Raw genomic sequence first — 14178 nt, forward strand, 5'->3', positions numbered from 1 at the left:
ATGCATACATTATGATACAATTAATAGACTCACAATTATAATGGAGGTAGTCATATGGTAAACGAACTCGCAACATTTGCAGGTGGATGTTTTTGGTGTATGGTAGAACCGTTTGACGAGCGTCCAGGAATTGTAAAGGTTCTATCAGGTTATACTGGTGGACATGTTGCAAACCCGACGTATAAAGAAGTTTGTTCTAATACGACGGGGCATGTTGAAGCGGTTCAAATTGAATATGATCCAAGCATTGTCTCATATAAGCAGCTGCTCGATACGTTTTGGCAGCAAATTGATCCAACCGATGCCGGTGGTCAATTTGCTGACCGAGGTACCTCGTATGAAACAGCAATCTTTTATCATAATGACAGTCAGCGCAAAATAGCAGAACAGTCCAAGCAAGCACTAGAGGATAGTGGGAAATTCAGTAAACCGATCGTTACACCAATACGACCAGCTCAATCATTTTATCCTGCTGAAGATCAACATCAAAATTACTATAAGAAACAATCGTTTCACTATCGTCTGTATAAAAAGGGATCAGGTCGGCAAGATTTCATTAACACGCACTGGAAACAGGCAAAAAGCCGTGAGCAATTGAAGGCGCAACTATCTCCGATGCAATATCACGTAACACAAGAAAATGGGACTGAGCCCCCATTTAGAAACGAATACTGGAATAATCAAGATGAAGGTATTTATGTAGATATTGTTTCTGGAGAGGTGTTATTTTCCTCGCGTGATCAATATGATGCCGGTTGTGGGTGGCCAAGCTTCACAAAACCTATTGATCCATATGAAATAAGTGAAAAAGCCGATACAACTCATGGTATGAGACGGACAGAGGTTCGAAGTCGCCACGCTGACTCACACTTAGGGCATGTTTTTAATGATGGACCGAGGGAAACAGGCGGATTGAGATATTGCATCAACTCGGCAGCGATGCGCTTTATATCAAAAGAAGATATGGCCTTAGAAGGCTACGGAAATTATTTATATTTGTTTAATGACTAGAATATAGTTTATGATGATGTAAACAACATACATTTATTGAGGTGACGATTCATGATTCATTTAAATTGGGAAAAACGAGATACAATTAAGCAGATCAAGTGTGTTCACGCAGATGCAGAAAAGTTCATTGTCCATAATAAACTCACACCAGGTAAGTTGTATGATGTAAAAAATGAGACAGATGAATTTTACTTTATTATTGACAATAGTGACCGTATCGGCGGTTTTCTTAAAACATATTTTGCTGAAGCTGAATAACACGATTGTTATAAAGTATAGCCATCTATAACGATTTTATATTATAATAGGTATTGTTCGTTATTAAATACTGAAAGCTAAGCCCATCGCGTTAGGGCTCCAGCAGTACAATGTTACCTAATGTTTAGGAGGAGATAACAGTGGCATTTGTTATAACGTCACCGTGTAAGGACGAAAAATCCGGCGAATGTGTGGAAGTTTGTCCTGTAGATTGTATTGAAGAAGGCAAAGACATGTTTTATATTGATCCAGATATTTGCATAGACTGTGGGGCATGTGAAGCCGTTTGTCCTGTTGAAGCGATATACATGGAAGATGAAGTACCTGAAGAAGAAAGTGACTATATCGAGTTGAATCGTAAGTATTTTGAAGAGCAATAATTAATCATCCGCTGCCACTTGTGTAGCGGATGATTTTATTTTGTAGAGGGAATGCTTCGCGAGTCACATAATATCCCAATTCCATATTGCAATCACCTCTATGCCAATGATATCGTTAGTTAACGTCTAGTTAAAGGGAGAGACTTGCAGATGGTAGAGATACGTATTGAGGATATGAATGGCTTCCATTTTGGACATGCAGACGATCATGAGGCTTTAACAGGCTGTACCGTTATATTATGTGAGAAAGGTGCTGTGGGTGGTGTCGATGTAAGAGGAGGGGCACCAGGAACGCGCGAGACAGATTTACTTGCATCCGAAAATACGGTCGATACGGTTCACGGCGTGTTTTTATCAGGGGGAAGTGCTTTTGGACTCGAAGTTGGCAGTGGTGTTATGACGTTTTTAGAAGAAAGAAATGTTGGAGTGGATGTTCACGTTGCAAAGGTACCGATCGTTCCTGGTGCCATCTTATTTGATTTATATCCAGGAGATCCGTCGGTTCGTCCAGGGAAAGAAATGGGGATACAGGCGTGTCGTTATGCTATTCATAATGAACCATTTGAACAAGGGAGCGTGGGCGCTGGGATGGGTACCACTGTTGGAAAGGTGCTCGGTCCAGAATATGTGATGCGTGGTGGTTTAGGCAGTTATGCGATCCGTATCGGTCAATTAGAGGTGGGTGCAGTCATTGCAGTTAATGCGTTTGGAGACATTGTTGATCCTGATACAGGAAGTGTTTTGGCTGGCGCATATGATCGAGAGACGCAGACATTCATCTCAACGCATGATCAGTTAAAACGCAACATTTTAGATGGCAATTCACAACCATTTTCGGGAAATACAACAATCGGTACAATCGTTACGAATGCAGCGTTAACGAAAGCGCAAGCAAACAAAATCGCCTCTGTAGGTCATAACGGTTTCGCCAAAGTGATTCATCCAGCTCATACGCCTGTCGACGGAGATACATTATTTGCTTTGTCTACGAATAAGGTTGATGTTGATTTAAATGCACTGGCAGCAGTTGTCGTTGAAGTCGTGGAAAAAGCAGTCGTTAATGCGATTAAACATGCGCAACCAGCACGTGGTATACCAAGTTATCAAAGCATTAAATAAACCTGTTTTAAACCTGTGCGTGCTCGTATAAACAACCGATAAAACGTTAACACTACATATACGATACGAGTAAGTATGGAAGGACTGTGAACGTTTATGACTTCAGGCAATCACATGCCGCAATACCCAGAATCATATTGGCGACAATCTGTGAGTTTATCACACTACCCAAAGCTTAATGAATCCATAAAGGCTGATGTTGGCATTGTCGGTGGTGGGATCACAGGCATTACAGCAGCTTATTTACTAACGTTAAAAGGTCTTGACGTCGTATTAATCGACGCTGGCCCCGTTTTACAGGGCACAACAGGGCATACGACTGGAAAAGTGACGGCTCAGCACGGATTGATTTATGACGAATTCATTCAGCATTTCGGTCAGGATAAGGCAACTCTTTATTATGAAGCGAATATGGAAGCTATGCGGATGGTTGAACAGCTCATTGAGACACATAAGTTGGATTGTGATTTTACAAAAGAAGATGCTTATATTTATACCGAATCCGATGATAAACGGACACAATTAGAAAAAGAAGCAAAGGCGTATGATCTACTGGGTATAAAAGGAGAGCTGGCCGATGATATGCCGCTAGACATTCCATGTAGATCGGCATTAAGAATGTCTAGTCAAGCACATTTTCACCCGCTGAATTATTTAAACGGATTGCTAAGAAAAGCTGTTTCGAACGGTTTACGTATCTATGAAGGTACTGTTGCAGTTGATGTTGAATATAGAAAACATCCAGCGATTGTAACGAGAGATGGTAACCGAATTACTTGTAAACATATTATTCAAGCGTCACATTATCCATTTTATGACGGCGAAGCATTTTTTCCAACGAGAATGTATGCAGAAAGGGCTTATATAATTGCTGTAGAGTCCTCCAAAGCGTATCCAGGTGGGATGTACATAAATGCTGATCAGCCAACCCGATCGATCCGAAATGTCACGATAAATGGAAAAGATGCATGGTTAATTGCAGGCGAAAATCATAAAACGGGCCAGGGTGAAGCAATGATTAAGCATTATGAGGCTTTAGAAGCCTTCACAGAACAGAGAATAGGTATTAAAAATTTCCTTTATCGTTGGTCTGCTCAGGATCTAACAACGCTTGATAAAATGCCTTATATTGGCCCGGTTACAAGGGGTCAGGAAAATGTGTACGTTGCAACCGGCTTTCGGAAGTGGGGAATGACAAACGGCACAATAGCAGCTAAAATGCTTTCAGATTTGATTGTGAATGGCGAATCACCATATGCAGATCTCTATTCGCCATCACGGTTTCAAGCAGACCCAGCCCTTCGCAAATTCGTTTCATTTAATACTGATGTTGCAAAGCATTTAATCAAAGGAAAACTCGAATATACAAACGGTGATGTAAACGCTTTACAGAGCGATGAAGCAACAGTGACACGGATTAACGGAAAACGCACAGGTGTGTATAAAGATGAAAACAATGAATTACATGCCGTTGATACGACATGCACGCATTTAGGGTGTGAAGTGCATTGGAATTCAGGTGATAGAACTTGGGATTGTCCTTGTCATGGTTCAAGATTTACGTATACTGGAGATATTGTTAATGGACCCGCAACAGATCCGTTAAAAACGATTAATCTTGACTAAACAGTCTCTATGAGGCTGTTTTTTGTTTCATCTCACTATCTCTAGTATACTTTGTTTATGAGATATGAAATAAAGCTTTGTATCTAACTTCCTATAATATATATTATGTAAACTAGAAGAAAACAAAAAAGGGAAAAGACATAAAGAAAACCTATTCTCCCTTCACGCCATGATCATTCCTTTAATCAATAAGGGCTAATCGCTAAATTAGCCCTTATTGACACTTTACTTATTTACTGCTAAACTTTCGATTTCCTTAAGCATCTCATAAGCGCCTTCTGATTTATTTGAGCAAACAACGATGGTGAGATTTAAATCAGGATAATAGACAGAACGATAATTCACGCCTGGATCATATCCCATTTGAATATACTTCACGACACCCTTTTCGTTTAACTCCATATACCCACCATAACCGTAAAAGATATCTTCTACTACATTTTCACGAGGCGTCAACAAGGTCCGAGTCATTTCTTTGGACACTATCCTGCCATTCATTAATGCCTCCCAAAAAATCGACATATCCGTTACAGTCACATAAGCACCACCATCAGGTCCACCTTTTGCTGGCAGAGAATAAATGTTCGTCCTCCATGTACCATCTGGTTTTTCTATATAACCGTTTGCAACGTTTTCAGGTAATTCATCCATTGAAAAATACCCTGATTCAGTCATGCCAGCTGTTTGAAAGATATTTTTTTCGATATAATCAGCGAAATCTATGCCACTGATATGCTCAACAATAAGCCCTAAAATAATATAACCCGTATTATTGTATTTGAAAGGACTACCTACCTCTGCTTGCATTTTTTCATACTGAAACATTGGAAGAAAGTCTTTTGCACAGCGAACACGATACATTGGCAAGCTTTCCCAAAGCACCTCAAAATCATCCATTTCGTCTTCATCGAAATAATCTGGTACTCCAGATGTATGCGTTAATAAATGATGAATGGTGATCTTTTCATCAAAATACGGAAATTCAATATCCAAGCAATTGATGAGTTTTGTGTCAAATGTGATGAGTCCTTCCTCCACCAACTTGCAAATTGCAATAGCTGTAAAAATCTTGCTGCCGGATGCAATCGAAAATCGAGTGTGTGATTGATTTGAAATTTTTTCCGACTGATTCGCATAGCCAAAGCTCTCCGATAAAAGAGTCTTATCATCCTTGCGTGAGTAAATACTCCCAGAAAATTGGAGTTCCTGTTGTCTTTTGATCAATCTATTCATCTTTGTTCCCCCTGAATGTGTTTTTTCTTAAGGTTCAATGGACTGAATAACACATTCAATTACCTTTTTCACATTTGAAAACGATTCATCTTGCTCTCCCCCTTTACTTTTTGAGTATAGCATCAGGCTATATTTTTCACAATTATTAAAATGAATTCTATAAGTCATCAATCCCCTTCTAACTCATTTTGAACTAAAAAACCCCTTTTAAATGACAGATTTTGGGCACACTACCTATACAAAGGAGCGAATTATATGTTTAAAAGTCATGAAAAGAAGCTACTATGGCTCACGTTTATTGTTGCAGCTATCATGCTTCTCTCCATTGTTGGACGACTATTCAGTGGTTAAGGGGGCTTTATATTGATTAATGAAGATGCTGTTTTCGCTAGCAGAGTGCTAACAGAGCTTACACTGTCGTTTCATATTATTTACGCGACGCTGGGTGTCGGTGTACCAGTCATGATTATGATTGCCCATTGGGTTGGCATTAAAAAAAAGGACGAGCACTACATTCTACTAGCTCGCCGTTGGACACGTGGATTTGTTATTACGGTTGCTGTAGGTGTTGTGACAGGTACAGCTATAGGCTTACAATTATCCTTACTTTGGCCTAATTTCATGGAATTAGCTGGCAAAGTCATCGCATTACCATTGTTTATGGAAACCTTTGCGTTTTTCTTTGAAGCGATATTCCTCGGCATTTACTTATATACGTGGGATCGCTTTAAAGATCAGCGCAAGCATTTATTATTGCTCATTCCTGTTGCAATTGGGGCGTCTTTTTCAGCCGTATTTATTACAATGGTCAATGCATTCATGAATGCGCCACAAGGCTTTGACATCGTCAATGGAGAGCTTGTCAATGTGAATCCACTTGTAGCGATGTTCAATCCGGCTATGCCAACGAAGGTTGCTCATGTTGTTGCCACAGCTTACATGACATCCGCCTTTGTGCTTGCTGCCATCGGCGCGTTTCGACTGTTGCGAGGCTCTCAGCATATGTACCATAAAAAGGCACTCTATTTAATGATGAAGATTGGCTTCGTGTTTTCGATTGCGACACTCTTAATAGGTGATCTGTCTGGAAAATATTTAGCTGCCTATCAACCAGAGAAGTTAGCTGCGGCCGAATGGCATTTTGAGACAGAGGATTATGCTCCACTCATTTTACTCGGCTGGTTAGATGAAGAGGATAATGTGAAGTATGCCATTGAAATTCCGTACGCACTCAGTATGTTAGCTCACGCCTGGCCGTCTGCTGAGGTGATCGGGCTTGATCAGTTTCCGAAAGATGAGATTCCACCGTTATATATTCATTACTTATTTAACATCATGGTCGGCATAGGCATGCTCATGATTGTCGTATCATTTATGTACTGGATCGGTGTGAGACGTCATTGGCGGTTCATTCATACGCGTGCTTTTCGATGGCTAATTGTAGCAGGTGGTCCTTTATCGATTATCGCAATAGAAACTGGCTGGTGGCTTGCTGAGGTTGGGCGACAGCCGTGGATATTGCGTGGCATCATGAAAACAGCTGAAGCAGCAACGACGAGTGATCACGTCGATATTATGATTTATCTGTTTTCTGGTCTTTATCTCATTCTTGGAATTGGATCAGTTGTCGTTCTATCTCGCATGTTTCGAAACAATCCTATTGAACGAGAGCTCGAAGAAAGAAAAGGAGCTGTTCACTTATGACGATGAATTTAGAGGTTATCGGAATTACAGTTCTTTGGACATTTTTATTCGGGTATGTCATTATTGCGTCCATCGACTTTGGTGCCGGATTTTTCAATGCCTTTAGTGAATTTACCAATAAACAACATATTCTTACTAAAATTATCCAACGGTACTTATCACCTGTTTGGGAGGTGACCAATGTCTTTTTAGTCTTCTTCTTCGTAGGAATTATTGGTTTTTTCCCGAAAACCGCCTTTTATTATGGTACCGTTCTCCTTATTCCAGTGAGCATTGCCGTCGTTCTATTAGGTATACGTGGTTCTTACTATGCCTTTGAAACGTACGGTACAAAAGGACATAAAGGCTACGCATTTATGTATGGTGTTGCAGGCCTTTTTTTACCGGCAGCGTTATCAATTGTATTAACCATTTCGGAGGGCGGATTTGTAGCCATCGTATCTGGACAGCCTACTCTAGATTATTGGGCGCTCTTCACGAGTCCTTTATCATGGAGTATCGTAGCGCTCAGTTTAACCGCTGTTCTTTATATATCAGCTGTATTTCTAACGTGGTATGCCAATAAAGCTGAGGACGTAGATGCGACGAACCTGTTGCGAAAATACGCGTTAACGTGGGCATTCCCGATGATTATTACTGCCGGAGGTATTATCTATCAACTTAGTTCTCACAATCCAGCTCATTATGAACGTATTTTGGGGATCTGGTGGATGTTTGCGATTTCCACGCTCTTCTTTTTAGGCACGGTTTGGCTCATTTGGAAGCGCAAAAACTACGGGCTTGCCTTTGGATTGCTCGTCGGACAATTTGCCTTTGCATTTTACGGCTATGGGATATCGCACTATCCGTATCTCCTCTACCCTTACTTAACGATCTATGACAGCTTTACGAATGAAGCAATGGCCATATCGCTCATCGTTGCATTTATATTAGGGTTATTACTACTCATCCCTTCTTTGTATTTGTTGCTGCGGCTTTTTCTTTTTAGTAAGGATTATGTGCGTGGCAAAACAGACCATTATTAAGTTATGAGGTGAATCGAATGGAAAATTTCTTGCTTTTTATTGCGCCCTTTATCGTATTGATTATTTCAATCGTCATCGCATTTTGGGTATCATTACAAGATGACGCCGTTACAAAGGATGAATCACAATAAGGGCTAGGACAAAAGAAGTTTAACCAAATGAAATCCGAATAATATAGACGCTACGGAAATACACTTCGCGACCGACAAACACGATGTTTTAGTGTCGCCGTTGGTCACAGGACGCGCCGAATTTAATCGAATCTCCCCTCGGTGAGCCTCGGGCCAACAGGATGTTGGTCATGAAGGCGTTGCGACATGACGTCGCGGTCTTAGCCTTCTTTCCCACACACTGCGGGGTCTCACCTATGCCTTCCTCCCACTGGAATCTACGTAAATTTCTGGAGCTAGTGTTGAGCATTATTTGTCTTTTAGATTAATCTTTATGTTATGTGCCAGCCCACTTCCCTTCCCCATTACGCCTTAGTCAACTGCTCTTGTAATAGCTTCTCTACATAATCATCAATCGACAGATGCTGTTCTTTCGCCTTTGTTACAACAGCTTCCTTTAGTTTTGAAGGTAAATGAATCGTTAAACGCTCTAATCCACTGTCTAGCATGACGCCATTATGCCGTATGGAAATCTTTCCTTCAGTGATATGGCGTTTCAATAAACCAATTTCATGAGGGTGTTTATCTTCTGTTAATGATTGAATGATCATCGGTTTAATGTCGAGATAAATGTGGCCGTCTGCTTCCTGTAACCGTATATTTTTATAACCGCTTTCCTTGTACAAGATTTCAATGATATTAAAGATCGGTGATGCGATATGATACGGTTTTTCAAATTTGAAGGACACATATCCTTTTTTTGTAATGTATGGTCGATCGGTAAAATGCTCTATCGGTGAAAACCCCTTTATATCCATCTCGGACAAGGCGATCATTTCTCCGTTCTCTGTTACAATTTTCCCGTCTTCATGATTAAGCTCCATAATACGTGCCAAAGCATTTGTTTCTTCATGTAGCAATGCTTGAAACAAATAAAGCCCTGTTTTTTTAGAATAAAATGACTTACTGTTGCGGCGCTGCTGCAAATTATGATGCTGTTTAAACGTATCCAGCTCTTCCCTAGTCACAAAAAAGAGTTCGCGTCCCATATAATGATGCTTCTCCGCTTTGATGATCCCACGTTTAATATAAGACGCCACCGTACTAGGATGTATACCTAATTCGTCAGCAACATCCCCTGTCGTTAGTCCAGGCTTCACCATCTCTTCTTCTAGGCGCTCTACGTCTTCAGGCGCAAATAAAAGCGTTTCGTCGATTTGCCATTTGTCATCATACACAGGCTTTAACTTACGCTCTCTCACATATTTATATATCGTCGGCACTGCAACTTCCAAAACTTGGGCAACTTCTTTCGTTGTTAAGTAATTTCCCATATTATTTCGACCTCTCTTTATCTTTACAATCTACTTCATATACTTCTTACTGTTTTTTCATCACGTTTAACAACACATATATCATGTCACATTATGTAATATCGTTATATATATGACTTTATATAATAAATTATAACATAATTGTAGGTGGGTAGACAAATAAACCATTTTTCTATACTCATAAGATATTGCATTAAGTATTATATTTATTTTCCTTTCATTGTATCATTATAAGAAAGACGTTATACTTATATATAGATAACAAAAAAAGGCATGTGATAAACCATGAATCAACCGACTATTGTAAATATAAATACAAAAGATATTCACTCAATTGAAGAAACATTTTCAAATGACTTAATACATAATATGTTAGATCCCAAACTGCATGAGAAGATGTTAGATATTGTAGATGTAAATGATGAGGAAGATTATTCGGCATTTAATGATATTGAAATGATGTATTTATTTGTGCATGAAGAAAGAGATCTTGATGTCCATAAAAATAGAACAGAACAGACGAAGAAGGAATACTTGCGGGAATTGCTATGGATGTATCACCTATTTGTAGCTGAAGGCTTGCAATTTGATTTTGATTCAACGGGGCTTGATGTGGCAACTGTTTTAAAACGTATTAAACCACGGCATATACGGAAGTTCCAACAGTGGATGACGCAGGCTCCGCTAGGAAAAGGTGGTAAACGGTATTCTGTGGCGACTATTTCGCGTAAAACGAGTATATTTAAGGCGTTTATTAGCTATTTACATGATAAAAAATACATTCAGCATCCGCTGCATGAGTCCTTTAAAAGTGCCGCAGTTCATATGGCGGATCGTCCAGATCGTGATTTATACGCGGATGAAGCGATTGAACTGTTGAACTATTATAAAGAACACCCGATCTTACATGGGCTTTTATCAGTATTACTGACGACCGGTGCACGTGTTGCTGAATTATGTGCCGCTCGCATATGTGATTTATCTTATGACAATGATGGCTATTGGTTAGAGGTAATTGGTAAGGGTAATAAGAAGCGAGAATTGTTTATCTTTCCAGCGGTGTATGAAGCAATTGTGACATTTCGACAGCGGCGCCAACTCAATACCAAGCTTGACAAACAAGATGCATCGCCCATTTTTGTAACGGCTCGACATAAGCCTTACTCCTATAAGTATCTATCGAATTATTTATCAAATGCGCTTAGTAAAGCGGATCTTTCATTTGTCGCAGATTCGTCTCGTACGATTACACCCCATACATTGAGACACGGTTTCGCCATCATAAGTGCTGAAGAAGGCGCTGATGTATTCCGGATTCAACAAGCACTTGGACATGAAAACATTGCAACAACAATGATCTATTTAGAAAAGCAGCAAAAAAGAAAGAATCATGTGGCTCATACTTGGAAGGATTCATCTGTGATAAAGGGGCTTTAAAATCAAGGCGCTAACGATTATTAAAAATAAAAGTCTAATTCCCTTAGATAACAATGAGCGGTCCTACCAACAAAAATTTGGACAATTTAAAGGATGTAGAAATAGCGGATATCTTATTCTAAACTAAGCAAATCATTTCCTATAACCACAATAAAGCCATAAAAGTTCTAAGACAATCCATAAAGGATAATTAGGAGGGATTTCTATTTGTAAAATCGATGATGTTGCCTGTGGAAAAATTAGAGGCACCAGGATTTTTGGAATTCATTAGTAGAAAGGAATAAACTCCCCCTCTATTCTTTCACTGCCTATTCAATTATAGTTACAACAAAAAACCCGCTCTAATCATAGAGTGGGTTTTCATCGTCACGATAAGAGGGAGACGTGAGCGACAATCTCACCAAGAGGTTCGCCAACGCGGCTGCTATTACAAAATATTAACCGAACTTATGAGCGGTGAGTCTCAAGTTAAGATTTGAACTCCTGATGATACTCAAAATTGTCTATTCTTCATTGGATACATACATCAATCTCTTGGACTACCTATTGGTTCAAAAATATCACCATCCGTTGTTTTAACTTTCAATGGTTCGTTTATTTCTTTAATACCTATTTGTATAAAAGGAACTTTATCATCATCCCCTCCATCTACAAATTTTAAAATAATTTCAGTAGATCCCCGTTTACTTACATTTTCAACTTCAACCTCTTTTCCAAGGTATTTTTCTCCCAATAGTAAAGTAACTTCTTTGCTTCCCTCAGAGATAGTGGAAATTCGGTAACCTTCTGTTTCTACAGGGGCAGCGCTTGCCTGTTTAATAATCCAATATCCATCTCCTGAATTAATTGCTATCCCAATTGTTGAAAAAAATATAATAGGTAAAAGCACTAAACTGATTTTATCTCTTTTATTGAGATGTTGTGGTTCTATTCTACGGATTAATAAGGGTAAAAGCAGTGTACCAACAATACTAACAATAAAAAAACCTACTGCTATAAATAGATAACCTACCCCTTCGAATCCTCCAACGATGAATAGGCTGTACGCAACAATCATTCCAGAAAAAAGAAAGGTGATTACTGGTGCTAAATAATATTTGCCGCCCCTTTTTGAAACTATAAAAATAAACGCAAATAATATAACACCTAAAAACAGTCCAACCAACATGATTAAATATGCCATGTTAGCACCTCCATTTATAAAAATAACTGCACTATATTGTCTAAAAGTAAAATAATCACAAAATCAAAAACTAGAGGAATCCAGACCCATTTTTTATTGAAAAAAACACTTGTAAATACCAGTAAAAATATTACAGCCGGTGTGTAAAATAAAAATATTCCCGATCTGAAATACTCTAGCATTAATGTTGCAGACTCGACACCATAGAATTTAAAACTGGAGTAAAAAATATAAAACAAAATTAGCGCTCTTACTGTAATCAATAATAACTTTAAACCATTATTAAATTGCACTAATTTTTTCAATGGCTTTAATTCAACATCCTCCGTGTAATCTTGCTTTGGCATGCTATCGTCAAAGTTCAATGTACTATCATATAGTTTCCTACAATCTCTGCAGTCTGTTATATGTTCTAAAATAATCTGTCTTGGTTCATCATCTAGATCATTGATAACGGGAATTAACTCCTGGGATAACAGATGTATTTTTTTATAAGCATCCATATCATCACCTCTCTTTAATCATTCTTTTCCTCATCCTGAAAACAGTCGATTTTATTGTAGGTACTGATACATTTAAAAGTTGACTAATTTCCTGATAGTCATAACCATAAATTTCTTTTGCAATAATAATTGCTTGCTCGGTAGTAGACAGTTTACCTAAAATTGTTTCCAGTTCATTGTTTATCGTTGCACTTACTTCTGGAGTATAATTATCAACCAACAGGGTTTCAATAGTGTTCTCATCTCGTAACAACTCAGGTTTCTTCTTTTTATAATAATCAAGCAGTGTGTTTTTCACCCCTGTTATTTACCAACTTCGTATATATTTAACTTCTGTAACACTTGAGGGTGAAATTAAGATTTTTGTAAATAATTCCTGGATAATATCATCAGCGATTAAGTCACTTTTGGTCAGACCTATTAAAAAGTTTCTTAGATACACATAATGCTCATTGTATATTTCTTCAATAAGAACTAATGGCTTCTTTTTAGGCATTTTTTTAATCTCCCTAAATCATTTCCCCTTCACAAGTGAGACGACTTCGTAGCTAATAAAGTTGCTTTTAATTTCTTTTTTTATTTTACGTGTTGGAAAAATGTTGATTAGTCGGCATGTATAAAAAATGGAGAGGTAGGAAGGAATAAAAGCTGATCTCCCCGTGAAACATTATAACTTAAAAATGATTAACTATTATAATATTTTCAAACTTCCTTTCTAATAATTTTCCTCAAGACGTTAGAAGAACTCTATCACCTTCCCGCCTTTGATAAGGTAAGAGACGATTTTACAAGAGAATGGGTAAACCTTGAAGACTTGGAAGTAGTGATGGGATATCAGTTCAATACATTCCCTGCAAAAGAAGCCAAGTACACTAGGTACTTACAATTACACAACAGCGAAAATACCGCTCAAATGGTATTCTCTGTAACAGAATCAATAAAGGGTGAAGAGGACGGTCATATAGTTAAGAGATGGCGACGTTATCAATCGAAAAAACTATTTTTATCTTGGATTCTCTTACAACCCCTTGTGGGAGAAGTCCATTTTTTTTATACAAAAATACATGAAAAAACCCGCAAAGATTTATCTTTGCGGGTATCTGTTTGGTCTAATGGAACCTAATCAGTAGATGGAGGTGAATACCTTGTTTCATAACTCATCTTATTGTCAGAACTAATTTATTTCTAGCATCGATTTTCTTTCTATTTCACGTAAATCAGTGGCTAATTTGCGGTGCAGTGCAGCGCCGTTTAG

General features: G+C 38.5%; 14 protein-coding genes. 9 read left to right on the top strand and 5 right to left on the bottom strand.

The window, feature by feature from the left end:
* Window positions 1-54 precede the first annotated feature (54 nt).
* The 5 genes from msrA (at window position 55) to HPC67_RS00545 (ending at window position 4394) form a co-directional block, all read left to right on the top strand.
* Window positions 55-1011, top strand: coding sequence for a peptide-methionine (S)-S-oxide reductase MsrA (msrA, locus tag HPC67_RS00525; RefSeq protein WP_217585487.1), 957 nt, complete (start codon window positions 55-57; stop codon window positions 1009-1011).
* Between the two features lie 51 nt (window positions 1012-1062).
* Window positions 1063-1269, top strand: a complete 207-nt coding sequence (locus HPC67_RS00530; RefSeq protein WP_217585488.1) for a DUF6501 family protein — start codon at window positions 1063-1065, stop codon at window positions 1267-1269.
* A 140-nt stretch (window positions 1270-1409) separates the two neighbouring features.
* Window positions 1410-1649: a ferredoxin family protein gene (locus tag HPC67_RS00535; RefSeq protein ID WP_217585489.1), complete on the top strand. Its 240-nt coding sequence runs from the start codon at window positions 1410-1412 to the stop codon at window positions 1647-1649.
* Window positions 1650-1799: 150 nt separating this feature from the next.
* Window positions 1800-2768, top strand: coding sequence for a P1 family peptidase (locus HPC67_RS00540; protein ID WP_217585490.1), 969 nt, complete (start codon window positions 1800-1802; stop codon window positions 2766-2768).
* Between the two features lie 96 nt (window positions 2769-2864).
* Window positions 2865-4394: an FAD-dependent oxidoreductase gene (locus HPC67_RS00545; protein ID WP_217585491.1), complete on the top strand. Its 1530-nt coding sequence runs from the start codon at window positions 2865-2867 to the stop codon at window positions 4392-4394.
* A 225-nt stretch (window positions 4395-4619) separates the two neighbouring features.
* Here HPC67_RS00545 and HPC67_RS00550 read toward each other — a convergent pair whose 3' ends face one another.
* The gene (locus tag HPC67_RS00550) at window positions 4620-5627 is read right to left on the bottom strand and encodes a serine hydrolase domain-containing protein (RefSeq protein ID WP_217585492.1); all 1008 of its coding nucleotides are present in this window, start codon (window positions 5625-5627) and stop codon (window positions 4620-4622) included.
* A 363-nt stretch (window positions 5628-5990) separates the two neighbouring features.
* Here HPC67_RS00550 and HPC67_RS00555 point away from each other — a divergent pair, with 363 nt between their 5' ends.
* The 3 genes from HPC67_RS00555 to cydS are packed head-to-tail and all read left to right on the top strand — an operon-like array spanning window position 5991 to window position 8487.
* Complete coding sequence (locus HPC67_RS00555) at window positions 5991-7331, top strand: cytochrome ubiquinol oxidase subunit I (RefSeq protein WP_217585493.1); 1341 nt, start codon at window positions 5991-5993, stop codon at window positions 7329-7331.
* A gap of 2 nt (window positions 7332-7333) precedes the next feature.
* The gene (locus HPC67_RS00560; protein ID WP_217586213.1) at window positions 7334-8356 is read left to right on the top strand and encodes a cytochrome d ubiquinol oxidase subunit II; all 1023 of its coding nucleotides are present in this window, start codon (window positions 7334-7336) and stop codon (window positions 8354-8356) included.
* 17 nt (window positions 8357-8373) lie between these two features.
* Window positions 8374-8487 (top strand): cytochrome bd oxidase small subunit CydS family protein, encoded by a 114-nt coding sequence (cydS, locus tag HPC67_RS15960; protein ID WP_425514288.1) that lies wholly within the window; start codon window positions 8374-8376, stop codon window positions 8485-8487.
* A gap of 344 nt (window positions 8488-8831) precedes the next feature.
* On the opposite strand, the gene HPC67_RS00565 is transcribed toward cydS, so the two are convergent.
* On the bottom strand, window positions 8832-9800 hold the full coding sequence (locus HPC67_RS00565; protein WP_217585494.1) for a helix-turn-helix domain-containing protein: 969 nt from the start codon (window positions 9798-9800) through the stop codon (window positions 8832-8834).
* Between the two features lie 285 nt (window positions 9801-10085).
* On the opposite strand from HPC67_RS00565, the gene HPC67_RS00570 reads away from it, so the two are divergent.
* Window positions 10086-11237 (top strand): tyrosine-type recombinase/integrase, encoded by a 1152-nt coding sequence (locus tag HPC67_RS00570; RefSeq protein WP_217585495.1) that lies wholly within the window; start codon window positions 10086-10088, stop codon window positions 11235-11237.
* Between the two features lie 526 nt (window positions 11238-11763).
* Here the strand turns inward: HPC67_RS00570 and HPC67_RS00575 are convergent.
* Genes HPC67_RS00575 through HPC67_RS15705 form a run of 3 tightly spaced genes read right to left on the bottom strand, consistent with a single transcriptional unit; the run spans window position 11764 to window position 13221 of the window.
* On the bottom strand, window positions 11764-12420 hold the full coding sequence (locus tag HPC67_RS00575; protein ID WP_217585496.1) for a hypothetical protein: 657 nt from the start codon (window positions 12418-12420) through the stop codon (window positions 11764-11766).
* 14 nt (window positions 12421-12434) lie between these two features.
* Window positions 12435-12923 (bottom strand): hypothetical protein, encoded by a 489-nt coding sequence (locus HPC67_RS00580; protein ID WP_217585497.1) that lies wholly within the window; start codon window positions 12921-12923, stop codon window positions 12435-12437.
* A 4-nt stretch (window positions 12924-12927) separates the two neighbouring features.
* The gene (locus tag HPC67_RS15705; RefSeq protein ID WP_343327782.1) at window positions 12928-13221 is read right to left on the bottom strand and encodes an RNA polymerase sigma factor; all 294 of its coding nucleotides are present in this window, start codon (window positions 13219-13221) and stop codon (window positions 12928-12930) included.
* Window positions 13222-14178: the final 957 nt, after the last annotated feature.

The sequence above is a fragment of the Lentibacillus saliphilus genome (genome assembly GCF_019093865.1).
Classification (GTDB): Bacteria; Bacillota; Bacilli; order Bacillales; family Amphibacillaceae; genus Lentibacillus_B; species Lentibacillus_B saliphilus.

What these genes read in the sequence shown, in the direction of transcription:
- msrA (WP_217585487.1), top strand. Translation starts at nt 55, where the DNA reads ATGGTAAACGAACTCGCAACATTTGCAGGTGGATGTTTTTGGTGTATG.
- HPC67_RS00530 (WP_217585488.1), top strand. Translation starts at nt 1,063, where the DNA reads ATGATTCATTTAAATTGGGAAAAACGAGATACAATTAAGCAGATCAAG.
- HPC67_RS00540 (WP_217585490.1), top strand. Translation starts at nt 1,800, where the DNA reads ATGGTAGAGATACGTATTGAGGATATGAATGGCTTCCATTTTGGACAT.
- HPC67_RS00545 (WP_217585491.1), top strand. Translation starts at nt 2,865, where the DNA reads ATGACTTCAGGCAATCACATGCCGCAATACCCAGAATCATATTGGCGA.
- HPC67_RS00550 (WP_217585492.1), bottom strand. Translation starts at nt 5,627, where the DNA reads ATGAATAGATTGATCAAAAGACAACAGGAACTCCAATTTTCTGGGAGT.
- HPC67_RS00560 (WP_217586213.1), top strand. Translation starts at nt 7,334, where the DNA reads ATGAATTTAGAGGTTATCGGAATTACAGTTCTTTGGACATTTTTATTC.
- cydS (WP_425514288.1), top strand. Translation starts at nt 8,374, where the DNA reads ATGGAAAATTTCTTGCTTTTTATTGCGCCCTTTATCGTATTGATTATT.
- HPC67_RS00565 (WP_217585494.1), bottom strand. Translation starts at nt 9,800, where the DNA reads ATGGGAAATTACTTAACAACGAAAGAAGTTGCCCAAGTTTTGGAAGTT.
- HPC67_RS00570 (WP_217585495.1), top strand. Translation starts at nt 10,086, where the DNA reads ATGAATCAACCGACTATTGTAAATATAAATACAAAAGATATTCACTCA.
- HPC67_RS00575 (WP_217585496.1), bottom strand. Translation starts at nt 12,420, where the DNA reads ATGGCATATTTAATCATGTTGGTTGGACTGTTTTTAGGTGTTATATTA.
- HPC67_RS00580 (WP_217585497.1), bottom strand. Translation starts at nt 12,923, where the DNA reads ATGGATGCTTATAAAAAAATACATCTGTTATCCCAGGAGTTAATTCCC.